Here is a 22,281-nt window from a genome sequence, read left to right as displayed (position 1 = left end):
AGTTGGGGGATGCCTCGCGGAGTTCGGGGTGGGTCAGGCGTCGGCGACGCCGAGCACGTCGAACAGCCACGCGAGCTCGAACGCACGCTCCCGCCACGCGTTATAGCGGCCGCTGACGCCGCCGTGCCCGGCCACCATCTCGCACTTCAGCAGCGCGTCCGCGCCGACCTCGCGCAGCCGCGCCACCCACTTCGCCGGCTCCACGTACAGCACGCGCGTGTCATTGAGCGAAGTGACCGCAAGGATCCGCGGATACGCCACCCCCGCCCGCACGTTCTCGTACGGCGTGTACGACTTCATGTACGCGTACACGTCGGCGTCGTGCAGCGGGTCGCCCCACTCGTCCCACTCGATCACCGTCAGCGGCAGCGACGGGTCCAGGATCGTCGTCAGCGCATCCACGAACGGCACGTCGGCCAGCACACCGGCGAACAGCTCCGGTGCGAGGTTCGCGACCGCGCCCATCAGCAGACCGCCCGCCGACCCGCCCTCGGCCACCATCCGGTCCGGGGTCGTGATCCCCGCCGCCACGAGGTGCCGCGCGCAGTCCACGAAGTCCGTGAACGTGTTGCGCTTGCGCAGCAGCTTGCCGTCCTCGTACCACTGCCGCCCCATCTCCCCGCCGCCGCGCACGTGCGCGACCGCGAAGACGACTCCGCGGTCCAGCTCGCTCAGTCGCGCGACCGAGAACCCCGGCTCGATGGAGTGCTCGTACGATCCGTATCCGTACAGGTGCACCGGACGCGGCGCGTCGCCGGGCCGGCCGAACGAGCGCTTCCACACGAGCGACACCGGCACCCGGGTCCCGTCGGCCGCCGTCGCCCACACCCGGTCCTGGTCGTAGTCCGCGGGATCGTACCCGCCGAGCACCGGCTGGCGTTTGCGCAGCAGCATCTGCCCGCTGGCCACGTCGTAGTCGTACACGGTGCCGGGGGTCACGAACGACGCATAGCCGAGGCGGACCACCGGCGGCGCCCACTCCGGGTTCCCCGCGGTGCCGGCGGCGTACAGCGGCTCGTCGAACGCGAGCTCGCGCACCGCGGCCGTCGCGTAGTCGAACATGCCCAGGCGCGCGAGTCCCTCGCGGCGGTAGCCCAGGACCGCCCAGTCCCGGAACGTGGACAGGCCCAGCAACCGCCGGCCGGGCTCGTGCGGGACGACGACCTCACGGGCGCCGGAGGGGTCGGATGCCGCGACCCGCACGAGCTCGAAGTCCACAGCCCCCTCGTTGTGCAGGATGTACAGCACGTCCTCGCCGTCCACGACGGCATGGTCGCTGTCGTATTCGACGCCCTCGACCCGCGGCCACACCACACGCGGCTGCCCCCGCAGGTCCGCGGCATCCAGCAGCCACTCCTCGCTCGTGATCGACGAGCCGACCCCGATCACGAGGTACTTCTCGCTGCGGGTGAACCCCGCGCCGACCCAGAACCGCTCGTCGGGTTCGTGGAACAGCTGCGCGTCGGCGTCCACCGGCGTGCCGAGCTCATGCAGCCACACCGTGTCCGGCCGCCACGCGTCATCCACCGTCGTGTACACGACGAAGCGGCCGTCCGGCGAGAAGGACGCCCCCGCGAAAGTGTCCGGAATGACGTCGGGCAGGTCCGTCCCGCCGTGCAGGTCGCGCACCCGCAGCGTGTACCGCTCGTCGCCGGCGACATCCACCCCGTACAGCATGAGGGCGCCGTCGTCGGACACCTCGAAGCTGCCCAGGGAGAAGAACTCGTGCCCGTCCGCCTCGACGTTCGCGTCCAGCAGCACCTGCTCCCCGGGCACCTCGACGTCCGGCGCGAGCTCCGGCGGCGTCCAGTCGTCGGGGCCGGCGAGCGGGGCGCGGCACTGGATGCCGTACTGCTTGCCCTCCACGGTCCGTCCGTAGTACCACCACCCGCCGCGCCGGGTCGGCACGGACAGGTCGGTCTCCTGGGTGCGGTCCTTTATCTCGCCGAAGATCCGCTCGCGCAGTCCCGCCAGGTGCGCGGTGCGCTCCTCGGTGTACGCGTTCTCGGCGGTCAGCAGCGCGGTGACCTCGGGATCGTCCTTCGCGCGCAGCCACTCGTACGGGTCGTCGAACGCGTCGCCGTGATGCGTGCGCGTCGCGGGACGGCGGGCGGCGATGGGTGCGGAGGAGGATGCCGCGATCGCGGCCTTCTGATCGGTCACGGTAGACCACGCTAGTCGCCGGGCCCGGACGGCGCCGGTTCTCGGATGCCGCGCGATCGTGAGAGGATTTCCCCAGGCCCGGGTAGCCGGGGCCGGTCCGCTCCGTGAACTCTTCGTTCGCACCGCCGATCCCGTCGGCATCCCCCTCTCCCCGACCCCGGAAAGCGAACGGTGGAAACCGCAGCCCTGATCGTCGTGCTGGTCGTCGCACTGGCACTGTTCTTCGATTTCACCAACGGATTCCACGACACCGCCAACGCCATGGCGACGCCCATCGCCACCGGCGCGCTCAAGCCGAAGGTGGCGGTGGCGCTGGCGGCGATGCTGAACCTCGTCGGCGCGTTCCTGTCCACGGAGGTGTCCAAGACCGTCTCGCACGGGATCATCCGCGAGGACCAGATAAGCCATGAGGCGTTCCTGCCGCTGATCTTCGCGGGCCTTATCGGCGCTGTCGCCTGGAATATGCTGACGTGGCTGCTGGGCCTGCCGTCCAGCTCGTCGCACGCCCTGTTCGGCGGCCTCATCGGCGCCACGCTCGTCGGTTTCGGCGGCATCGGCGTCGACTTCGGCGTCGTGCTCAGCAAGGTGATCCTGCCGGCAATCATCTCGCCGCTGACCGCGGGCCTGATAGCGTTCCTCATCACCCGGATGGCGTACGCGCTCACCCGCCGCTACGACGGCAAGCCCGACGGGCGCAGCGGATTCCGGTGGGGCCAGATCCTCACCTCGTCGATGGTGGCTCTCGCGCACGGCACCAACGACGCGCAGAAGACGATGGGCATCATCACGCTCGCGCTGATCATGGGCGGGATGCAGGACCCGAGCCACGACGATCCGCAGGTCTGGGTGATCTTCGCGTGCGCCATAGCCATTGCGCTCGGCACCTACATGGGCGGATGGCGCATCATCCGCACGCTCGGCCGGGGCCTGACCGATGTCAAGCCCGCGCAGGGGTTCTCCGCCGAGACCTCGACGGCTGCGACGATCCTGGCCTCCAGCGCCCTCGGCTTCGCGCTGTCGACCACGCAGGTCGCCTCCGGTTCCGTGATCGGCTCGGGACTGGGGCGCCGCGGCTCGAAGGTGCGGTGGCGCATGGCTGGCCGCATCGCCCTCGGGTGGCTGCTGACCCTTCCCGCCGCCGGCGCGGTCGGGGCGTTCGCGGCCCTCATCGTGCGGTGGCTCGGACCGTGGGGCATCCTCGCGGACGCGCTGCTCGCGCTCGCCGTCATCATCGGGCTTTTCGCGCGGTCGCGCAGCACCCGGGTCACGGCGTCGAACGCCATGAGCGATGTCGCCGAGTCCGGCCGTGCCGTGAAGGTCAAGAAGAACCCGCCGCCCACCCGCCGCCAGCGCGCGATCATCCGCGAGCAAGAGCGCCGCAAGGCCGAGGAGAAGGCCCGCCGCAAGGCGCAGGAGCGGGAGCGCGAGCGCCGCCGCGCCGAGGAGGAGACGCGGTTCCGCGCCGAGAAGAAGGCGAAGGCGAAGGCCGACGCGAAGAAGTCGGACAGTGCGCAGAAGAAGGCCGACGCGAAGAAGAAGGTCGACGCGAAGAAGAAGAAGTCCGGCGCCACGAAGGGCGGCGCCACGAAGAGCGGCGCCAAGACGTCCGGCACCGCGGATACCCGACGGGATGCCGCCACCGCCGGGCGCCCCGGTGAGTCCGTCACGAGTGTGCAGCCGACGTCGGCCGGGAAGGACGCGGAATGAGCATCTCGATCGACTGGTTCGCGTTCCTCCAGGTGTTCATGGTCGCGCTGGTCGGCGGGCTGCTGGTGGTCGGGCTGTATGCGATAGGGCTGCGGCTGCTGGTGCGCGCCGGGCGCGTGCCGGTCGTCGCCCCGGCTGAGTTCACCGACGCCATCACCGTGATCACGCCGAAGGCGTCCGCCCGCGCCGCGAAGGCGGCCGCGAAGGCCGCGCGCAAGAGCCCGCTCACGACCGGGCAGAAGACGGTGGCGTTCATCGGTGCGTGCGGGTCGTTCACGCTGTGCGGACTCGCCGTGCTCGGCGGCATCCTGCTCATCGTGTTCAACCACTGACCGCCACCGAGGAGGTGGCCCCTAGGCTGAGGGGATGGATGCCGCCGCCGTCCGATTCGGGTCGTACCCGCCGCCTCTGCGCACTCTCGTGCACGTCAGCGACACCCACCTGCTCGGGGGCGACCGGCGCCTCGGCGGCCGCTACGACACCGCATCGAACCTGCAGCGCACCCTCGCGGCGATCGAGAATCTCGCGGTGCGCCCGGACGCCATCCTGTTCACGGGCGATCTCACCGACCTCGGCGAGCCGGAGGCGTACGCGGCGCTGAAGGCCGCCGTCGAACCGGTGGCCGCACGCCTGGACGCCGCCCTGGTCTGGGTGGCCGGCAACCACGATGAACGACCCGAGTTGCGTGCGAGCCTCCTCGGCGGAGCGCCGACGCTGGAGCCGGTGACCGGAGAATGGGACCTCGGCGGGCTGCGCCTTCTCGCCCTGGACACGTCCGTCCCCGGCTGGCACCACGGCGACCTGGACGACGCGCAGCTCGCGTGGCTGCGCGACGTGCTGGCGACCCCGGCGCCGCTGGGGACCCTGCTCGCCATGCACCACCCGCCGCTGCCGAGCCATCTGCCGCTGTTCGACATCCTCGAACTGAGGCATCAGGACCGGCTGGCCGACGCGATCGCCGGCACCGATGTGCGCGGCATCCTCGCCGGGCACCTGCACTACTCCACGCACGGGATGTTCGCCGGCGTCGACGTCAGCGTCGCGGCCGCCACGTGCTACACGATGAACCTCGCCCGCCCCGCGCTCCGGGTCAACGGCATGGATGCCGGGCAGTCCTTCCACCTCGTCCACGTCTACGACGACACCATCACGCACGCCGTGGTCCCCGTCGTGGACGCGCCCACCGCGGACTTCTTCGACGAAGCGTGGGCGCAGCGGATGGCGGCGCTGAGCCCCGCCGAGCGCCTCGAGGCGTTCTCCCGCAAACCCGACCGCCGCTGAGGACAGAACGACCGCCCGCACTGTACGCCGTGTACAACGGCAGTGGTGCGCGGGGCGGGTAGGCTCGGAGCATCCCGACTCCGCTGTGACCCACAAGGACGCAAGAACATGGCATTGGACGCAACGATGCGCACACGCACCGAGACCGACTCACTCGGCTCGATGGAGATCCCGGCGGACGCCTATTGGGGCATTCACACCGCCCGGGCCCTGGAGAACTTCCCGATAGCGAAGCGGCCGATCTCCGTCTACAGCGACTTCGTGCGTGCTCTCGCGATGGTCAAACAGGCCTCGGCCCGCGCGAACGGGGAGATCGGCGTGCTGTCGACCGAGAAGGCCGACCTCATCGACCGGGCCGCGCAGCTGGTGATCGACGGCAAGTACCACGACCAGTTCGTGGTGGGCGTCATCCAGGGCGGTGCGGGCACCTCGACGAACATGAACGCGAACGAGGTGATCACCAACATCGCGCTTGAGCTGGCCGGGCGCGAGAAGGGCGACTACGCGTTCCTCGGTCCGATCGACGACACGAACCGCAGCCAGTCCACGAACGACGTCTATCCGACGGCGATCAAGATAGGACTGTCGCTGACGCTGAAGAGCCTGCTCGAGGAGCTGGACCTGCTGCGCGGCGCGTTCCTGGACAAGGCCGCCGAGTTCCACGACATCCTCAAGGTCGGCCGCACGCAGCTGCAGGATGCCGTGCCGATGACGCTGGGCCAGGAGTTCCACGGGTTCGCGACGACGCTCGGCTACGACCTGCAGCGCCTGAACGAGAACGCGTACCTCCTCTACGAGATAAACATGGGCGCCACCGCGATCGGCACCGGAATCACCACGCACGCCGACTACGCACCGGCCGTGCTGCGGCACCTGCGCGAGATCACGGGCCTGGACCTCGCCACCGCGGCGGACCTGGTCGAGTCCACGAGCGACACCGGCTCGTTCATGTCGTTCTCGGCATCCCTCAAGCGCAGCGCGATCAAGCTCTCCAAGATCTGCAACGACCTGCGGCTGCTGTCCTCCGGCCCGCAGGCGGGCCTGGGCGAGATCAACCTGCCGGCGATGCAGGCGGGGTCCTCGATCATGCCCGGCAAGGTCAACCCGGTGATCCCCGAGGTCGTCAATCAGGTGGCCTTCTCGGTTGCCGGAGCCGATCTCACCGTCACGATGGCGGTCGAAGGCGGCCAGCTGCAGCTGAACGCTTTCGAGCCGGTGATAGCGCACTCGATCTTCCAGTCCATCACCTGGATGCGCCAGGCGATGTGGACCCTGCGCGTGAACTGCGTCGTGGGGATCACCGCGAACCGCGAGCGACTGGGCGCCATGGTCGGCTCCTCGGTCGGTGTGGTCACCGCGCTGACCCCGTTCATCGGATACGCGGCCTCGGCGGCCCTGGCCAAGACGGCGCTGCTGACCGGGCACAACATCGCCGACCTGGTGGTGGAGGCGGGACTGATGACCCGCGACGAGGTCATGAAGCAGATCTCGCCGGCCCGCCTGTCGGGCCTGGAGACGATGACGGCGGCGATCCCGGTCGTGGTGGCGGCGGAGGACGTCGTCGACGAGACGGTCTGATCCGACACCCCGGCGACGGGGATACCGTCGGGGACCCGACGCCACTAGCGTGGAGGCATTCAACCGCCTACCGGAGGTGTCCCATGACCAACGTCCCCGACTCCGAGAACGATCCGCAGCCGCCGGCGTCACAGCCCCCGGTACCGCCCGCGCAGCCGACACCCGGCGAGCAGCCCGCCGCCGCGCCCGCGTACGCCCCGCCGCCGGCATACGCGCAGGCACCGGCCTACGGCCAGCCCGCCGCGTACCCGCAGGCACCGGCGTACGGGCAGGCGCCGGCCGCGGAGAACCCCGGCAAGACGATGGGCCTGGTGGCCTTCATCCTCTCCCTGCTCGGATTCGTCACCAGCATCACGGCCGTGGTCGGTCTCATCCTCGGCATCGTCGCCCTCGTGCAGAGTCGCCGGGCCGGTCAGAAGAACGGACTGGCGGTCGCGGCGATCATCATCGGCGCCATCCTCACCGTCCTGTCGATCGTCGTGCTGATCCTGGCGATAGCGTTCTTCGCGTCCTTCGCCGGCGCCGCGCAGACGTGCCTGGCCGACCCGAACGGCGTCACGACCATCTGGGGCATCCCGTTCCAGTGCTCGCAGTTCCACAGCAGCGGCTCCTGACGCATCGTAGCGAAGGCGGCGTGGCTGCGGCCCGCCGCCTTCGTCGCGCTCAGTCCAGGATGCGGCAGTGCGTGGTCAGCTCCCCGATGCCGTCCACGGCGACGGTGACGGTGGAGCGGTCGCGCAGGAAGATCTGCGGCTCGCGCGAGTAGCCGGCGCCGCCCGGCGAGCCCGTCGAGATGAGCGTTCCCGGCAGCAGGGTCGCCGCCGTCGACAGGTGCGACACGAGCGCCGACACCGGGCGGATCATCTGGCCGGTCGAGGCATCCTGCACCCGGTGCCCGTCCACGACCGTCCAGATGTGCAGGTCCTGCGGGTCGGGGATCTCATCGGCGGTGACCACGAACGGCCCCGTCGGCGTGAACCCGTCGAACGACTTGCAGCGCGACCACTGCGCCTCGGAGAACTGGATGTCGCGGGCGGTGATGTCGTTCACGACGGTGTACCCCCAGACATGGTCCAGTGCGTCCGCGGGGGCGACGTCCTTCGCGTCGCGGCCGATCACGACGCCGAGCTCGGCCTCGTAGTCGATCGACTCGCTCAGCGACCGCGGCCACGCCGTGGTCGCCTCGTGACCGCTCAGGGAGTTCGGCCACAGCGTGAACACCGTGGGCGCGGTGTCGGCCTTCAGGCTCAGCTCGCTCGCGTGCGCCGCGTAGTTCAGGCCGACCGCGAGCACGACCGGCGGGTCGAGGATGGCCGACGCGAACCGGACGTCGTCCAGCGGCACCCCATCGGCGGCGGTGTCGGCCGCGTCGCGCACGCGATCCAGGAGCCGGTCGCCGCCGGCGATGAGGTCCTGCAGGCGCGTCGGTCCGTCCGGCACGATGTCCCGGACGGGATGCGCTTGCCCGTCCTGCACGAAAGCCAGTATCGGATGGGGGTTCCCGGGGACGGTGACATGGGCGAAGCGCATCCTTTCAGGCTACCGTCGAGTCCCGTGCCCACGCGGCGGCCCCTATGCTGAACGCCATGTCGTTCCCGTCGCCGTTCGCGCGCGCCGGCGACGGCGCGCCCGCCGGCGCGGCACCCGCCGCACCGGCGGTCCCCGCACCGTCCCTTCCTCCGCTTGCGACGAAGGGCCGCCGCGCGGTGCCGTGGCTGTTCGCGCTCCTCGCGGTGGCGCTGGTCGCGCTGGTCGCCTACTTCCTCCAGGCGCTCGGGCCGGGCGCCTCGATCGCCGGCATGGTCATCGCGCTGCTGCCCCTGGGGGCCGTGCTCCTGGCCGTCCGGTTCATCGACCGGTGGGAGCCCGAACCGCGCAGCCTCATCGTCCTCGCCCTCGCGTGGGGCGCCATAGCCGCGGTCGGCATCGCCCTGGGTGTCGACCTCGTGCTGCGGGAGCTGTTCGGCGCGGCCGATTCGCCCGCGGCCGAGGCGCTGCACGCGGTGGTCCAGGCGCCCGTGGTCGAGGAGTTCGCGAAGGGCCTCGGCGTGCTCGTGATCTTCCTCACCGCGCGGCGCGCGTTCGACGGGCCGGTGGACGGGATCGTGTACGGGGCGCTGATAGCGGCAGGCTTCGCGTTCACCGAGAACATCCAGTACTTCGCCGTGAGCATGATCGAGGGCGGCGCGCAGCAGCTCACGACGACGTTCATCCTGCGCGGCATCCTCTCCCCGTTCGCGCACGTGATGTTCGCGAGCATCACCGGGTTCGCGGTGGGACTGGCCGCCCGACGCGGGGCGGCGGCGCGCGACGTGGTGGCCACGTGGATGCTGGGAATGGCCGGGGCGGCTCTGCTGCACGCGCTGTGGAACGGCTCCGCACTGTTCTTGGACTTCTTCGGTCTGTACGTCACGCTTCAGGTGCCGCTTTTCGTCCTTTTCATCCTCGGCATTCTGCTGCTGCGCCGCGAGGAGCGGCGGCTCACCCGGAAGCGTCTCGGGGAGTACGCGGCGGCCGGGTGGTTCACGGTCGCCGAGGTGGACATGCTCGCGACGCCCCGAGGCCGCCGGGCGGCGCTGGCGTGGGCCCGCACGCTGCGCGGTGATCGGACCGCCGTGATGAAGGACTTCATCGCGGATGCCGCGGCGCTCGCCGCCGTGCGGCAGCGGATGGCCACCGGCCGCGACCCGGGCGCCGCGGCCGACCAGCAGGCGCTGCTTGCGCGCACCCATGCCGCCCGGCAGGCCCTGTTCGCCCCGTGAGGCGCGCCGGCGGTGTCTTGAGAACAGGCGATGGCGCCAGAACAGGCGCCTTCTCCCCGACATCCGCCTGTTCTGGCCCCGTCGCCTGTTCTGGCGACGGTGGGGACGTTCAACGGGCGAGATGCACTCCCTGCGCGACGGCACCGAGCACGGTCGCAAGGACCTCGCTCCACAGGAACATCACCTGGTAATAGTCGAACCGCAGCACGGTGTACCCGCGCAGCGCGAGCTCGGCATCGTGACGGATGTCGCGGCGGCGGTCGGCGGCGGAGCTGTGGTGGCGGAATCCGTCGAGCTGGATGACCAGCCGATCGCCGATCAGCACGTCGACCCGGTGCCCGGCGACGAACGCCTGCTGCCGCAGCGGGAGGCGGTAGGGCCGGATGCCGTCGATGAAAGCCGTCTCCAAGCCCGAGTCCGAGAGCGCGCCGACCACGCGGGCCAGCTCGTCCGCTGTCTTGCTATGCCATCGGACGCGGGGCAGATGCTCTCGCATCACGAGGCCCGTGCGGACCGCGGATTCCCACACGGCGAGGGCGTCGCGGCGATCCAGGCACCGCGCGGTGTGGAACAGCATGTTCAGGGGCGGATCGTCGATGTCGGTGACGGCGGCCGGCACGGGACCCGCGCCCCAGTGCAACGTGGGACCGGTCGTGTCGATCCGGGACTGATGGTGGGGCACCGCCAGGTGCGTCCCGGCGTGCTCGGGGACCCAGATCCCGTGCAGTTCGGCGGCGCTGACGCACGTGACGCGGCCGCCGACGCCGGCAGCGGCCCGGCGCCGCTCGTCGCACGACGCGGCGACCAGCCACGAGCGCCGGATCCGTCGCACCACGCCGCGGTCCACGGCGGCGGCCACATCGCGATATGAGAACCCGGCCGCCCGCGCCTGGGAACTGTGCGCTATGCCGTGATGGTGGGCGAGCCATTCGGTGAAAAGGATGCCGGACATCGCGTCAGCATCCCGCACCGAGGCCCCTCACCCGGCGCCGATCCGCGGATCGGTGGACAACAGCCCCGGAAGCGCCGCCTGGGGAGGCGCCGATGCGCCGACGCCGCCGTCGCGAGAACAGGCGATGGGGCGGGAACAGGCGGATGTCGCCGGAAAAGTGCCTGTTCTGGCCGCATCGCCTGTTTCGGCGACGCCCGATCCAAGACTCAGCGCCCGGTGCCGCGGCGATGCCTGCGTGTCTACCGAGCGCTGAGTTGACCTGATATCAGGATGACACGGGCCCCCGACCGGGTCAAGGGTTGCCGGCTTTGACCGCACCGTGTGCGTCGGGTTGGATGGGGGGATGACAGACAACCGCACGAAGCCCGAGATCGACGCCCCCCAGGGGCCGGCACCGTCCGACCTCGTCATCCGCGACCTCATCGTCGGCGACGGCGACGAGGCGAAGGCCGGCGACACCGTCACCGTGCACTACCTCGGCGTCGAGTTCGACTCGGGCGAGGAGTTCGACTCGTCGTGGAACCGCGGCGAGTCCATCCAGTTCCCGCTGCGCGGCCTCATCCAGGGATGGCAGGACGGCATCCCGGGCATGAAGGTCGGCGGCCGCCGCGAACTCGTGATCCCGCCGCACTTGGCCTACGGACCTGCCGGCGGCCACTTCCTGGGCGGGAAGACCCTGATCTTCGTGATCGACTTGATCGCCGTAGGCTGAGCGCCCGAACCATGAAGATGGATGCCCCGCCGGGGCATCCATCTTTTTTCCTATTCACAGGAATAGACTTGGATGTCGGTCCGTTACACACCTCTGTTGGCGTCGCAGGGGCGCTGCCAGACCCAGAAGGACGGACATGACCGACACCACGATCACCCCCGAGATCGCAGGATACAAGCCCGGCACGTGGGTGCTCGACCCCGCGCACAGCGAGGTCCACTTCAGCGTGCGCCACATGATGATCTCCAAGGTCCGCGGCACGTTCGGCGTCAAGAGCGCCACGCTGTACGCGCCGGAGAACCCGTTGCAGGCCCGCGTCGAGGCCAGCGTCGACGTCACCAGCCTGGACACGAACGACCAGAACCGGGATGGTCACCTGCGTTCGGCCGACTTCTTCGACACCGAGAACCACCCCACGATGGAGTTCCGCTCGACGGGCGTGCGCGTCGACGACGGCGACTTCCTCGTCGACGGCGACCTCACCATCCGCGGCGTCACCAAGCCGGTCACTTTCGACTTCGACTTCGGCGGGTTCGGCGCCGACCCGTACGGCAACTACAAGGCCGGCGCGACGGCGAAGACTGTCATCAACCGTGAGGACTTCGGCCTCACCTGGAACGCCGCGCTGGAGACCGGCGGCGTGCTGGTCGGCAAGGACGTCACGATCGAGCTCGACCTGCAGGGCGCTCTGCAGGCCTGATTCGCGGCTCGTCGACACGAAGGGCGGATGCTGCGGCATCCGCCTTTCGTCGTATCAGGGCTGGGGATTCAGCGCGTCGTACGCGCGGAACCGCGGGTGCAACCGTGCGAGCGTGGCCACCAGCGCGATGACGATGAGCCCGCCCAGCAGCGGCGGGAACCACAGCGTGGTGAACGTCGCGAGGGCTCCGGCGTACAGGGCGCCGACCCGGGGGCCGCCGGCGACCACCACGACGAAGATGCCCTGCAGCCGGCCGCGCATGACGTCGGGCACCGCCGACTGCATCATCGTGTTCCGGTAGATCGAGCTGATGTTGTCGGCCGCGCCGGAGCACGCCAGGAGCACCGCCGCCGCACAGATCAGCGCGATGTTCGCGTCCGCCCGCGGGGGAGCGAACCAGCCGGCGTTCGCGGCCACCAGGACGAGCCCGAACGCCGCGATCGCCGCGCCGTACGCGATAACGGCTCGCTCGATGCCGAGTCCGTGGTGGCGCACGCGTCCGATCGGCCCGGAGAAGAGGCTTGACAGCAGCGTGCCCGCCGCGACCGCGGCCGTGAGCACGCCGGTCGTGATGGCACCGCCGCCCAGCAGCACCGCGCCGATCGCCGGGAACAGGGTCAGCGGCTGCCCGAACGTCATCGCGGTGATGTCCATCAGGTACTGGGCGCGGATGTTGGACGCGCGCCGCAGGAACCGCCACCCGTCGCGCAGCGACTCGAGTCCGGGCCGCACGGTCGTCCCCTCGGGGCGGATCGAGGGCAGCGTCCACAACCCCAGGAACAGGGACGTCATGAGCACGACGTCGATCGTGTACGTCCACGCGTAGCCCGTGGTCGCCACCAGCACGCCGGCCAGTGCCGGTCCCGCCATCACCATGAGGCCGAACGCAATGCCGTTCAGCGCCGACGCCGCCGGCAGCAGGGTCACTGGAAGCAGCCGCGGCACTATCGCCATCCGCGCGGTCATCACTATCGAGTTCGCCGCCGCGTTCACGATGCTCAGGGCGTACAGCCACCACTGCGTCTCCCAGCCGCCCCAGGTGAGCACGGCCAGCACGAACGTGGACGCGAACGTCACGGATGCCGCGAGCAGCGCGACGGCGCGCCGGTCGAACGCGTCGGCGAGCATCCCGCCGTACAGCCCCGCAAGGATCATCGGCACGAGACCGGCCACCGCGATCATCGACACCGCGAAGGTGTCGCCGGTCAGCGCGTACATCTGCAGCATCACCGCGACGAGGGTCAGCTGCCCGCCGAGGCCGGACAGCGTGGAACCCGCCCACATCCGCGCGAACGCGGGGGAGGTGGTCAGCGGGCGCAGGTCGACGAAATGCTCGCGGCTCAGTCTCGCCATCACCGGGCCCGCACTCCTCGCCGCACCAGGGAAGGCTATCGGTTCCCGGCCGCATGACGGCATCCGCCGGCCCGGGGGCGGGCGGGGGATGTTGTAGACTGGCTCGGTTGCCGTTCGATCGGCCGCGGATGAAGAGAGCTCACGCAGAAGGCGTCGGGCACCGCGCAACGACGAGAAAGGGGACCGCTACATGGCACTGGATGCAGAGGTCAAGAAGGCGATCATCGAAGAGTACGCGACGCACCCGGGTGACACCGGTTCCCCTGAGGTGCAGGTCGCGATGCTGACGCAGCGCATCAAGGACCTGACCGAGCACCTGAAGGAGCACAAGCACGACCACCATTCGCGTCGTGGCCTGTTCCTGCTCGTCGGTCAGCGCCGTCGTCTGCTCGGCTATCTCCAGGACATCGACATCGCGCGCTACCGCTCGCTGATCGAGCGCCTGGGGCTTCGCCGATAAGCTCGCGCACCAGCGTTCAATCGCACCGAACTTCTTGAAGGCCGTTCCCGGCCACGCACCGGAGGCTCGCACATCGCCTGGCGATGTCGCCGGGTCCGTGTGGACGGGGGCGGCCTTCGTCGTGCCGCGCGCAGGTGGGGCGGGCGCTCTTCGCGATCCCGCGCGCACGCAGAGTGCGTCGCGCGCCTGTTCAGCTGACCCGGAGCGCCGCGATAGCCTCGGTCAGCGAGGAGGCGCGATGACGACGACCGACGAGGACGCACGCCGCGACCTGGCGCTCGCCGACATCGACTGGCACGTCTTTCCCGCCGGCACCGTCCGCGACACCGTGCACGCGCCCAGCGGCGCGCTGGCCCGCGTGCGCCTGGGCCCCGCGGGTGCACCGCGCGTCGTCCTGGTGCCGGGCCTGGTCGGGTCCAAGGAGGACTTCGTCCGCGTGTTCCCGCTGCTGGCGGACGAGGGGCTGCGCGTCGAGTCGTTCGACCTCGCCGGGCACTACGAGTCCGATGGCGCCGGACCGCTGCGCGAGCGCTACGACCTCGCCCAGTACCGGGACGACCTGATCGCGGTGCTGCAGACCGACCCGTCCCCCGCGCACGTCGTCGGCTACAGCTTCGGCGGGCTGCTCACGCAGCTGGTCGCCGTCGCGCGGCCCGACCTCGTGCGCACGCTCACGCTGCTGGCGTCGCCGCCGGCCACCGGGCAGGTGTTCCGCGGCGTCGCGCACATCGGCCCGCTCTCCGACATGGACCCGCACCGCGCCGCGGGCCTGATCCTGTGGGGCATCCGCTACAACCTCAACCGCGAGCCCACCCGCCGGATCGAATTCGTGCGCGAGCGCCTGGCCCGGATCCCGCGCGGCTGCGTCGACGACGTGATGAGGATCATGATGCACACCCCGGATGTCACCGCGGACCTGGCCGCACTCCGGCATCCCAAGCTCGTCGCGGTCGGGCGGCGCGACCTGTGGCCGCTGGCCCAGCACCGCGCGTACGCGCACAGCATCGGCGCGCGGCTCACCCTGTACCCCGGCGGTCATGCTCCGGTGGAGACCGCGCCGCACCGGTTCTCCCGCGACCTGGTCCGCCTGTTCCGGGAATAATCCGGGCGCGTGCGCGTTTCACCGTATACATTCAGTTGCATAGAATCGGATGTCGCGGCATCCCGAAAGCGAGACTCCCATGAGCGAGACCGGCACGACCGGCACCGAGATGCAGTTCGGACTGTTCTCGGTCAGCGACATCACGCAGGACCCGACCACCGGGATCACCCCGAGTGAGGGCGAGCGGATCCGGGCGACCCTGCAGATCGCCAAGCACGCCGAAGAGGTGGGGCTGGATGTCTTCGCGATCGGCGAACACCACAACCCGCCGTTCTGGTCGTCGAGCCCGACGACGCTCCTGGCCGCGGTCGCCGCGCAGACCGAGCGGCTGATCCTCTCGACGGCGACGACGCTGATCACCACGAACGACCCGGTGAAGATCGCCGAGGACTACGCGATGCTGCAGCACGTCTCCGGCGGCCGGATGGACCTGATGCTCGGCCGTGGCAACACCGGCCCGGTGTACCCCTGGTTCGGCAAGGACATCCGTCAGGGGCTGCCGCTGGCGATCGAGAACTACGCGCTGCTGCACCGGCTGTGGCGGGAGGATGTCGTCGACTGGGACGGCAAATTCCGCACGCCGCTGCAGGGCTTCACCTCCACGCCGCGACCCCTTCACGGCGTGCCCCCGTTCGTGTGGCACGGATCGATCCGCACTCCCGAGATCGCCGAGCAGGCGGCGTACTACGGCGACGGCTTCTTCGCGAACAACATCTTCTGGCCGGCCGAGCACTACCAGCGCCTTATCGAGCTGTACCGGCAGCGGTGGGAGCACTACGGCCACGGGGCGCCGTCCACGGCGATCGTGGGCCTGGGCGGCCAGGCGTTCATGCGCCGCAACTCGCAGGACGCGGTGAACGAGTTCCGACCGTACTTCGACAACGCCCCGGTCTACGGCCACGGTCCGGCGATGGAGGATTTCACGCAGATGACGCCGCTGACGGTCGGCTCGCCCCAGCAGGTCATCGACCGGTACGCCGGCATGCGGGATCTGTTCGGCGACTACCAGCGGCAGCTGTTCCTGCTGGACCACGCGGGACTGCCGCTGAAGACAGTGCTCGAGCAGCTCGACCTGCTCGGCGGCGAGGTGGTCCCGGTACTGCGGCGTGAGCTCGCGAAGAATCGCCCGGCGGAGGTCCCGGATGCCCCGACCCACACCGCGCTCGTGGCGGCAGCCTACGGCGACGGACCGGTGCGCGAGCCCCGCCCGAACGCGAACCGCGGCGACAACGTCACCGGTGGCTCGCCGTACCAGGACACCCCCGCGCCCGCCGGCGCCGCCTTCGGCCTGGGCGGTGGGCGATGAGCGCCGCCCGGCGGATCGCCGTCGTCTCCGCCGGCCTGTCCACCCCGTCGTCGACCCGGATGCTCGCGGACAGACTGGGCGCGGCGGTCGTGGCCGAGCTGGCCGAGCGCGGCATCCCGGCGTCCGTCGATGCGTTCGAGCTGCGCGACTACGCGCACGACATCACGAACGCCATGCTCACGGGGTTCGCGCCTGCCGGGCTCGAGTCGATGATCAACACGGTGGTCTCGGCCGACGCCGTCATCGCCGTGACGCCGATCTTCTCGACGAGTTACTCCGGTCTGTTCAAGTCGTTCGTGGACGTCTTGGACACCGAGTCGCTGATCGGCACGCCTGTGCTCATCGGAGCGACCGCCGGCACACCGCGGCACTCGCTTGCCATCGACTACGCGATCCGCCCGCTGTTCGCCTACCTGCACGCCGACGCCGTCTCGACGGGGGTGTTCGCCGCCAGCGCAGACTGGGGCGGCACCGGCGACCAGGTCGCGACGCTGCCGGCCCGGATCAAGAAGGGCGCCGCCGAGCTCGCCGACGCCATCGCCCGGCGTGACACAGCGACAGGCTCCGATCCGTACGACCCGGCGACCTACCTGAACGGCGCGGACTCGTTCGCGCAGCTGCTGGGCGGCACGAAGCAGGAGTGAACGCCGGCGGTCTCAGCCTTCGAAGCCGCCCTCGAACTCGTCGATCTCGTCCTCGACGTCCCCGTCCTGCTCGACGCGCTCCTCGGGATCGATCGTCGCCGGTGGCGGGTCGAACTCGGCTTCGTCTTCGAGTGGGACCTCGCGCTCGTCGTCGGGGTCGATATCACGGAAATCGCTCATCGTGCTCCCCTTTCCCTTCGCCGCAGGAATCAGCCGCTCTTGCGGCGGAACTCGCGCTTCTGGCCGGCGCGCCCGTGCGGCTCGTGCACGGCGCCCTGCCCGTCCAGGTGCTTCTGGCCGTCGCGCTGGCGGGCGTTCTTCTTCTCGAGCGCGTCGCGGAACTTGCGCTTCATCTCATCGGATGCCGCGGACTGCGCGGTGTCATCGTCGCTCATGCCCCCACCCTAGGCGAGGTGCGGGACACCCGCCATCCCGTGGAGAGGATGCTAAATCAGGAACCCCTGATAGGCTCGTGAAGGCTGCCATACGGCATCCGTTCAATCGAACATCGAGCTCACGGAGCAGGCCGGCGGAAAGCTGGTCTCCTGTGGTGGGTTCCTCTCCGCGTGGAGGGTGATCTTCTACTGGTGACCAGCGCTAGCGGCCCTCGCGGCGACGCTGTGCACGTCATGGCGTCGGCGCGCGCTGATATCTGCCCGTTCCCGCTCCTTCGCTTCACTCGTGCGCGAAACGCGCGGGCGAGTCTAAACAAAGAAGGAGAGACCTCTTGGAAGGTCCTGAGATCACTGCCGCCGAGGCCGTTTTGGACAACGGCCGCTTCGGCACCCGCACCGTCCGGTTCGAGACCGGACGCCTCGCCCAGCAGTCGCAGGGTTCCGTCGCCGCTTACCTGGACGACGAGACCATGCTGCTGTCGGCCACCAGCGCCGGCAAGCACCCCCGCGAAGGCTTTGACTTCTTCCCGCTGACCGTCGACGTCGAAGAGCGCTCCTACGCCGCCGGAAAGATCCCCGGTTCGTTCTTCCGCCGCGAGGGCCGCCCCTCGACCGACGCCATCCTGGTGTGCCGCCTGATCGACCGCCCGCTGCGTCCGTCGTTCGTGACGGGACTTCGCAACGAGGTGCAGATCGTCATCACGGTGCTGTCGATAGCACCGGGCGAGTTCTACGACGCGCTCGCGATCAACGCGGCGTCACTGTCCACGCAGATCTCCGGTCTGCCGTTCTCCGGCCCGATCGCGGGCGTGCGCCTGGCGCTGGTCCCCGGTCACGGCGAGCACGCGGACCAGTGGGTCGCGTTCCCGAACGCGAAGCTCCTCGAGGATGCCGTGTTCGACCTCGTCGTCGCCGGCCGCGTGCTTCCGGACGGGGATGTCGCGATCATGATGGTCGAGGCCGAAGCCACCGAGCACAGCTGGAACCTCATCAAGGGCGGCGCCACCAAGCCGTCCGAAGAGGTCGTCGCCGGCGGCCTGGAGGCTGCCAAGCCGTTCATCAAGGAGCTCGTCGCGGCGCAGAACGTCGTGGCGCGCACCGCCGCGAAGGAGATCCAGTCCTACCCGGTCTTCCTTCCCTACTCGCAGGCGACGTACGACTTCGTCGCGCAGCGCGCCCACGACGAGCTGGTGGGCGTGTACCAGATCGCCGACAAGATCGAGCGGCAGGATGCCGACGACGCGATCAAGGACCGTGTGAAGGACGAGCTGTCGGCCGCGATCGCGGACGGCACGCTCGACGAGATCGCCGCGTCCGAGTTCTCGGCCGCGTACAAGGCCGTCACGAAGAAGATCGTCCGCGGGCGCATCCTCGCCGACGGTGTGCGCATCGACGGGCGCGGCCTTGCCGACATCCGTCCGCTGGACGCCGAGGTGCAGGTCATCCCGCGCGTGCACGGCTCGGCCATCTTCCAGCGCGGCGAGACCCAGATCCTGGGTGTCACCACGCTGAACATGCTGAAGATGGAGCAGCAGATCGATTCGCTGTCGCCGGTCACGCACAAGCGGTACATCCACCACTACAACTTCCCGCCCTACTCGACCGGTGAGACCGGCCGGGTCGGCAGCCCCAAGCGCCGCGAGATCGGCCACGGGTTCCTCGCCGAGCGGGCGCTGGTGCCGGTGCTGCCGGGGCGTGAGGAGTTCCCGTACGCCATCCGTCAGGTGTCCGAGGCGCTCGGGTCCAACGGCTCGACGTCGATGGGCTCGGTCTGCGCGTCCACGCTGTCGCTGCTGAACGCCGGTGTGCCGCTGCGCGCGCCGGTCGCCGGCATCGCGATGGGCCTGGTCTCCGACACGGTGGACGGCGAGACCCGTTACGCGGCGCTGACCGACATCCTGGGAGCCGAGGACGCCCTCGGCGACATGGACTTCAAGGTCGCCGGCACGAGCGAGTTCGTCACCGCGATCCAGCTGGACACGAAGCTCGACGGCATCCCGTCGTCGGTGCTGTCGGCCGCGCTGAAGCAGGCGCACGACGCCCGCATCACGATCCTCGGCGTGCTGAACGCCGCGATCGACGCGCCCGACGAGATGGCCCCGACCGCGCCCCGCGTGATCAGCGTGCAGATCCCCGTCGACAAGATCGGCGAGCTGATCGGTCCGAAGGGCAAGACGATCAACGCGATCCAGGACGAGACCGGCGCCGACATCTCCATCGAGGAGGACGGCACCGTCTACATCGGCGCCGTCGACGGCCCGTCGGCGGAGGCCGCGCGCGCCCAGGTGAACGCCATAGCGAACCCGACGAACCCGGAGGTCGGCGAGCAGTTCCTCGGCACCGTGGTGAAGATCGCGACGTTCGGCGCGTTCATCTCGCTGCTGCCGGGCAAGGACGGACTGCTGCACGTCAGCGAGGTCCGCAAGCTCACCGGCGGCAAGCGCGTGGAGAACGTCGACGACGTGCTCTCGGTCGGCCAGAAGGTGCTGGTGCGCATCACGAAGATCGACGACCGCGGCAAGCTGTCGCTGGAGCCGGTCCTCGAGGAGGCCGCCGACCAGGAGACGCCCGCCGAGGCTCCCGCCGACGCCTGAGCCAGGTCCGATCGGATGCCCGTCCCCTCGCGGGGCGGGCATCCGTCGTTTCCGGGCGGCCCGGTGCGAGGCCTGGGCCGAGCTGTGATCAAACAGTTATGCAATGTTTATCGGACGGTTGCCTCCCGGTCTGGGGATGTCGCAGGGGTGACCTACCCTCGAAGTACGCGCCGGGGGCGCGCAGCGAAACCGCGGATCGGGACGATTCGTGAGGGGGACGAGGATGGCCATCGGCGACGGGTCCGAGATCCTGGCGCACAGCGAGCGCCGGGCGTCGACCGAGCCGGGACAAGCCCTCGCCTCGGCGCATCCGTCCGCACCGATCCCCGTGCAGGGCGAACCGGTCGGCGCGCAGGTCCGCATCGGTCTCGGCGAGACCGGGCTGTCGGCGTTCCCGCTCCTTCTGGGGGGCGCGGAGTTCGGGTGGACCGTCGACCTTCCGGCCAGTCACTCGATCCTGGACGCGTACCGGGCGCGCGGGGGCAACGCGGTGCACACGTCCGACAGCTTCGCCGGCGGTCGCAGCGAGCACATCATCGGCGAGTGGCTGCGCACCCGCGGCATCCGCGACGAGATGGTCCTCGCGATCCGCGTCGGCGCGCACCCGGACAACCCCGGAATGGACCCGGTCAACCTCGTCCGGGCGGTCGAGGCATCCCTGACCCGTCTGGGCACCGACCGGATCGACGTGCTCTACCTGAACGCGTCGGACGGACTCGCCGCCGTGGAGGACACGCTGGCCACCGCAGAGTGGCTGGTGGAGGCGGGCAAGGCGCGTGCCATCGGGGCATACGGGTTCACCGCGGAGCAGCTGGTGGAAGCCCGCATCCTCGCGTCCGCCGGCTACCCGCGGATCACGGTGCTCGACGTGCCGTACAACATGCTGCGCCGGCAGGATTTCACCGGCGACCTGCGCCTCGTCGCGAGCGCGCAGCAGATGGCGGTGACGCCGTCGCACGCGCTAGAGCACGGCTTCCTCGCCGGCCGCCATCGAACGCGCACCGATGTCGGGCGCTCCGTGCGCGGACGGCAGCTCGCCTCGAGCATGAACAAGCGCGGCGGCCGCACCCTGCGGGCCCTGGACGCCATCGGTGCCGAGCTGGGGGTGCCGCAGGCGGCGGTCGCGGTCGCATGGCTGCTCGCCCAGCGGATAGTGACCGCGCCCATCGTGAACGCTTTCGCTCCCGCGCACGTGGACGAGCTGGTGCAGGGTGTCGGCATCCGGCTCAGCCGCGCCCAGCTGGCCGAGATCTCTCGCGCCGCCGACTGAACGGATCCGCTCGTCGCGGCGCCGCAGCCGCCAACCTCGCATAGGGTGGAAGCAGGGCCCGTGGGCCTTGCAAGCTCCCGATGAAGAGAGAGACGGCGTGACGCATTACATCTACCTCGTGCGGCACGGTGAGCACCAGGACGCCGAACAGGGAGTGGCCGACGGACCGCTGTCGGCGCGCGGCCGACGGCAGGCCGAGGCGCTGGCCGACCGGCTGTCGGGACTGCCGCTGTCGGCGGTCTGGCATTCTCCTCTCGAGCGGGCGGCCGAGACCGCACGCGCGGTCGCCGACCGGCTTCCGTCCGTCGATCCTCAGCCCTCTGCGCTCCTGTTCGACTGCGTGCCGACCGGGATGACCGACGAGACGCCCGCGGTGTACGAGCCGTTCTTCGGCTCGGTGACCGAGGCCGAGATCGAGGCCGGCCGCGCCCAGATGAGCGACGCCGTCAGCGCGTTCCTGGTGCGCAAGCCCGGCGAGGTCCACGAGCTGCTGATCACGCACAACTTCGTGATCAGCTGGTTCGTGCGCGAGGTGCTGCAGATGCCGGAGTGGCGCTGGATGACGCTGAACCAGGCGCACTGCGGGCTCACCGTCATCGCGCAGAAGAACGGCCGCCCGTGGAGCCTGGTCACCCACAACGACCTCGCCCACCTGCCGTTCGAGTTGCAGACCGGCCTGCCCGAGCCGCTGCCGGTCTGAGCATCTGCCGGTCCGCGATACGGAGTTCCCGTCCCGTCGTGCCGCATGAGCACCGCGATGCGGCACCCCGGGACGGACATTCGGGTGTTCTGGGTCGAGTGCTGAGCTACAACGTCTTCCCGTACCAGCGCGTCGCGTTGGGGTTGTCGTTGTACGGCTCGATCGTGACGAACCCGGATGACGCGTACAGGCCACCCGCGGCCTCCAGCGTGTGGTGGGTGTCGAGCACGAGCTCGACCGCTCCCCACCCCCGCGCGTAGCGTTCGAGTTCATCCAGCAGCAGGCGCCCCCACCCGCGGCCGCGGGTTGCGGGCTCCAGGAACAGGTGCTTGACCTCGTAGCGGATGCCGGCCGGCCCGTCCGGGAGGCGCCGGATGCCGCCGCATCCCACCGGCTCCTCGTCGTCGCCGCGGACCACGAGGAACACCCCGTTCGGCGGCTCGAACATCGCGCGCGGCGGGTGCGCCGGCGTGTACGTCCCCGGGAACGCCGCCGCCCGCATCGCCACATACTCGTCGAGCAGTGCTCGGGCCACGGGATCGTCGACGGGTACGGGGGACAGCGACACCATGTGACGAGCCTACGGTGCACCGCGGTCGACG

At 70.1% G+C, this 22,281-nt stretch carries 22 protein-coding genes; 15 read left to right on the top strand and 7 right to left on the bottom strand.

What is annotated here, in order from left to right:
• Positions 1 to 33: 33 nt before the first annotated feature.
• The gene (locus GH740_RS08140; RefSeq protein WP_367641127.1) at positions 34 to 2,163 is read right to left on the bottom strand and encodes a S9 family peptidase; all 2,130 of its coding nucleotides are present in this window, start codon (positions 2,161 to 2,163) and stop codon (positions 34 to 36) included.
• Positions 2,164 to 2,334: 171 nt separating this feature from the next.
• Here GH740_RS08140 and GH740_RS08135 point away from each other — a divergent pair, with 171 nt between their 5' ends.
• From GH740_RS08135 to GH740_RS08115, 5 genes are all read left to right on the top strand, one after another.
• Positions 2,335 to 3,870: an anion permease gene (locus tag GH740_RS08135; RefSeq protein WP_367641126.1), complete on the top strand. Its 1,536-nt coding sequence runs from the start codon at positions 2,335 to 2,337 to the stop codon at positions 3,868 to 3,870.
• Entirely contained in the window at positions 3,867 to 4,202 is a 336-nt protein-coding gene (locus GH740_RS08130) for a peptidase (protein WP_153745626.1), read from the top strand. The genes GH740_RS08135 and GH740_RS08130 overlap by 4 nt, the downstream gene beginning before the upstream one ends.
• Before the next feature lie 34 nt (positions 4,203 to 4,236).
• Positions 4,237 to 5,151, top strand: a complete 915-nt coding sequence (locus GH740_RS08125) for a phosphodiesterase (RefSeq protein ID WP_153745625.1) — start codon at positions 4,237 to 4,239, stop codon at positions 5,149 to 5,151.
• Positions 5,152 to 5,259: 108 nt separating this feature from the next.
• A complete protein-coding gene (locus GH740_RS08120; RefSeq protein ID WP_153745624.1) occupies positions 5,260 to 6,729 on the top strand; it encodes an aspartate ammonia-lyase in 1,470 nt (489 codons plus the stop codon).
• An 83-nt stretch (positions 6,730 to 6,812) separates the two neighbouring features.
• Positions 6,813 to 7,343: a DUF4190 domain-containing protein gene (locus tag GH740_RS08115; RefSeq protein WP_153745623.1), complete on the top strand. Its 531-nt coding sequence runs from the start codon at positions 6,813 to 6,815 to the stop codon at positions 7,341 to 7,343.
• 49 nt (positions 7,344 to 7,392) lie between these two features.
• Here the strand turns inward: GH740_RS08115 and GH740_RS08110 are convergent, their stop codons facing one another.
• Positions 7,393 to 8,259: a fumarylacetoacetate hydrolase family protein gene (locus GH740_RS08110; RefSeq protein WP_153745622.1), complete on the bottom strand. Its 867-nt coding sequence runs from the start codon at positions 8,257 to 8,259 to the stop codon at positions 7,393 to 7,395.
• 56 nt (positions 8,260 to 8,315) lie between these two features.
• Here GH740_RS08110 and GH740_RS08105 point away from each other — a divergent pair, with 56 nt between their 5' ends.
• Entirely contained in the window at positions 8,316 to 9,491 is a 1,176-nt protein-coding gene (locus GH740_RS08105; protein WP_153745621.1) for a PrsW family intramembrane metalloprotease, read from the top strand.
• A gap of 109 nt (positions 9,492 to 9,600) precedes the next feature.
• Here the strand turns inward: GH740_RS08105 and GH740_RS08100 are convergent, their stop codons facing one another.
• Positions 9,601 to 10,443: a type IV toxin-antitoxin system AbiEi family antitoxin domain-containing protein gene (locus GH740_RS08100; protein ID WP_153745620.1), complete on the bottom strand. Its 843-nt coding sequence runs from the start codon at positions 10,441 to 10,443 to the stop codon at positions 9,601 to 9,603.
• A 343-nt stretch (positions 10,444 to 10,786) separates the two neighbouring features.
• On the opposite strand from GH740_RS08100, the gene GH740_RS08095 reads away from it, so the two are divergent.
• Positions 10,787 to 11,155, top strand: a complete 369-nt coding sequence (locus GH740_RS08095) for an FKBP-type peptidyl-prolyl cis-trans isomerase (RefSeq protein WP_153745619.1) — start codon at positions 10,787 to 10,789, stop codon at positions 11,153 to 11,155.
• 136 nt (positions 11,156 to 11,291) lie between these two features.
• Positions 11,292 to 11,855, top strand: coding sequence for a YceI family protein (locus tag GH740_RS08090; RefSeq protein ID WP_153745618.1), 564 nt, complete (start codon positions 11,292 to 11,294; stop codon positions 11,853 to 11,855).
• A 54-nt stretch (positions 11,856 to 11,909) separates the two neighbouring features.
• Here GH740_RS08090 and GH740_RS08085 read toward each other — a convergent pair whose 3' ends face one another.
• Positions 11,910 to 13,208, bottom strand: a complete 1,299-nt coding sequence (locus GH740_RS08085) for an MFS transporter (RefSeq protein ID WP_153745617.1) — start codon at positions 13,206 to 13,208, stop codon at positions 11,910 to 11,912.
• 190 nt (positions 13,209 to 13,398) lie between these two features.
• Between GH740_RS08085 and rpsO the strand changes: the two genes are divergently transcribed.
• The 4 genes from rpsO (at position 13,399) to GH740_RS08065 (ending at position 16,720) form a co-directional block, all read left to right on the top strand.
• Complete coding sequence (gene rpsO / locus GH740_RS08080) at positions 13,399 to 13,668, top strand: 30S ribosomal protein S15 (protein WP_153745616.1); 270 nt, start codon at positions 13,399 to 13,401, stop codon at positions 13,666 to 13,668.
• 238 nt (positions 13,669 to 13,906) lie between these two features.
• Complete coding sequence (locus tag GH740_RS08075) at positions 13,907 to 14,770, top strand: alpha/beta fold hydrolase (RefSeq protein WP_153745615.1); 864 nt, start codon at positions 13,907 to 13,909, stop codon at positions 14,768 to 14,770.
• 79 nt (positions 14,771 to 14,849) lie between these two features.
• Positions 14,850 to 16,076: an LLM class flavin-dependent oxidoreductase gene (locus tag GH740_RS08070; protein ID WP_172978336.1), complete on the top strand. Its 1,227-nt coding sequence runs from the start codon at positions 14,850 to 14,852 to the stop codon at positions 16,074 to 16,076.
• Complete coding sequence (locus GH740_RS08065; RefSeq protein WP_153745614.1) at positions 16,073 to 16,720, top strand: FMN reductase; 648 nt, start codon at positions 16,073 to 16,075, stop codon at positions 16,718 to 16,720. Before GH740_RS08070 ends, GH740_RS08065 begins: the two co-directional genes overlap by 4 nt.
• Before the next feature lie 12 nt (positions 16,721 to 16,732).
• Here the strand turns inward: GH740_RS08065 and GH740_RS13870 are convergent, their stop codons facing one another.
• Together GH740_RS13870 and GH740_RS08060 are read right to left on the bottom strand one after the other, a co-directional pair.
• Complete coding sequence (locus GH740_RS13870; RefSeq protein ID WP_172978335.1) at positions 16,733 to 16,900, bottom strand: hypothetical protein; 168 nt, start codon at positions 16,898 to 16,900, stop codon at positions 16,733 to 16,735.
• Between the two features lie 29 nt (positions 16,901 to 16,929).
• Entirely contained in the window at positions 16,930 to 17,115 is a 186-nt protein-coding gene (locus GH740_RS08060) for a DUF5302 domain-containing protein (RefSeq protein ID WP_153745613.1), read from the bottom strand.
• Positions 17,116 to 17,447: 332 nt separating this feature from the next.
• Here GH740_RS08060 and GH740_RS08055 point away from each other — a divergent pair, with 332 nt between their 5' ends.
• The 3 genes from GH740_RS08055 to GH740_RS08045 all read left to right on the top strand — a co-directional run bounded on the left by GH740_RS08055 (position 17,448) and on the right by GH740_RS08045 (position 21,679).
• A complete protein-coding gene (locus tag GH740_RS08055; RefSeq protein ID WP_153745612.1) occupies positions 17,448 to 19,709 on the top strand; it encodes a polyribonucleotide nucleotidyltransferase in 2,262 nt (753 codons plus the stop codon).
• Between the two features lie 223 nt (positions 19,710 to 19,932).
• Positions 19,933 to 20,979 (top strand): aldo/keto reductase, encoded by a 1,047-nt coding sequence (locus GH740_RS08050; protein ID WP_153745611.1) that lies wholly within the window; start codon positions 19,933 to 19,935, stop codon positions 20,977 to 20,979.
• 97 nt (positions 20,980 to 21,076) lie between these two features.
• Entirely contained in the window at positions 21,077 to 21,679 is a 603-nt protein-coding gene (locus tag GH740_RS08045) for a histidine phosphatase family protein (RefSeq protein WP_367641118.1), read from the top strand.
• Between the two features lie 106 nt (positions 21,680 to 21,785).
• Here the strand turns inward: GH740_RS08045 and GH740_RS08040 are convergent, their stop codons facing one another.
• On the bottom strand, positions 21,786 to 22,250 hold the full coding sequence (locus GH740_RS08040) for a GNAT family N-acetyltransferase (RefSeq protein ID WP_153745609.1): 465 nt from the start codon (positions 22,248 to 22,250) through the stop codon (positions 21,786 to 21,788).
• Positions 22,251 to 22,281 lie beyond the last annotated feature (31 nt).

This window comes from Microbacterium sp. SYP-A9085, from assembly GCF_009649635.1.
In the GTDB taxonomy this organism is placed as follows: Bacteria; Actinomycetota; Actinomycetes; order Actinomycetales; family Microbacteriaceae; genus Microbacterium.
The sequence above is the reverse complement of the archived record's forward strand: the minus strand, read 5'-3'. Positions and strand labels throughout refer to the sequence as shown.

Excerpts from the sequence above, each read along its gene's own strand:
- GH740_RS08060 (WP_153745613.1), bottom strand. The coding sequence starts at position 17,115 with ATGAGCGACGATGACACCGCGCAGTCCGCGGCATCCGATGAGATGAAG.
- GH740_RS08125 (WP_153745625.1), top strand. The coding sequence starts at position 4,237 with ATGGATGCCGCCGCCGTCCGATTCGGGTCGTACCCGCCGCCTCTGCGC.
- rpsO (WP_153745616.1), top strand. The coding sequence starts at position 13,399 with ATGGCACTGGATGCAGAGGTCAAGAAGGCGATCATCGAAGAGTACGCG.
- GH740_RS08050 (WP_153745611.1), top strand. The coding sequence starts at position 19,933 with ATGGCCATCGGCGACGGGTCCGAGATCCTGGCGCACAGCGAGCGCCGG.
- GH740_RS08115 (WP_153745623.1), top strand. The coding sequence starts at position 6,813 with ATGACCAACGTCCCCGACTCCGAGAACGATCCGCAGCCGCCGGCGTCA.
- GH740_RS08090 (WP_153745618.1), top strand. The coding sequence starts at position 11,292 with ATGACCGACACCACGATCACCCCCGAGATCGCAGGATACAAGCCCGGC.
- GH740_RS08075 (WP_153745615.1), top strand. The coding sequence starts at position 13,907 with ATGACGACGACCGACGAGGACGCACGCCGCGACCTGGCGCTCGCCGAC.
- GH740_RS08085 (WP_153745617.1), bottom strand. The coding sequence starts at position 13,208 with ATGGCGAGACTGAGCCGCGAGCATTTCGTCGACCTGCGCCCGCTGACC.
- GH740_RS08070 (WP_172978336.1), top strand. The coding sequence starts at position 14,850 with ATGAGCGAGACCGGCACGACCGGCACCGAGATGCAGTTCGGACTGTTC.
- GH740_RS08105 (WP_153745621.1), top strand. The coding sequence starts at position 8,316 with ATGTCGTTCCCGTCGCCGTTCGCGCGCGCCGGCGACGGCGCGCCCGCC.
- GH740_RS08130 (WP_153745626.1), top strand. The coding sequence starts at position 3,867 with ATGAGCATCTCGATCGACTGGTTCGCGTTCCTCCAGGTGTTCATGGTC.
- GH740_RS13870 (WP_172978335.1), bottom strand. The coding sequence starts at position 16,900 with ATGAGCGATTTCCGTGATATCGACCCCGACGACGAGCGCGAGGTCCCA.
- GH740_RS08065 (WP_153745614.1), top strand. The coding sequence starts at position 16,073 with ATGAGCGCCGCCCGGCGGATCGCCGTCGTCTCCGCCGGCCTGTCCACC.
- GH740_RS08095 (WP_153745619.1), top strand. The coding sequence starts at position 10,787 with ATGACAGACAACCGCACGAAGCCCGAGATCGACGCCCCCCAGGGGCCG.
- GH740_RS08040 (WP_153745609.1), bottom strand. The coding sequence starts at position 22,250 with ATGGTGTCGCTGTCCCCCGTACCCGTCGACGATCCCGTGGCCCGAGCA.
- GH740_RS08110 (WP_153745622.1), bottom strand. The coding sequence starts at position 8,259 with ATGCGCTTCGCCCATGTCACCGTCCCCGGGAACCCCCATCCGATACTG.
- GH740_RS08120 (WP_153745624.1), top strand. The coding sequence starts at position 5,260 with ATGGCATTGGACGCAACGATGCGCACACGCACCGAGACCGACTCACTC.
- GH740_RS08100 (WP_153745620.1), bottom strand. The coding sequence starts at position 10,443 with ATGTCCGGCATCCTTTTCACCGAATGGCTCGCCCACCATCACGGCATA.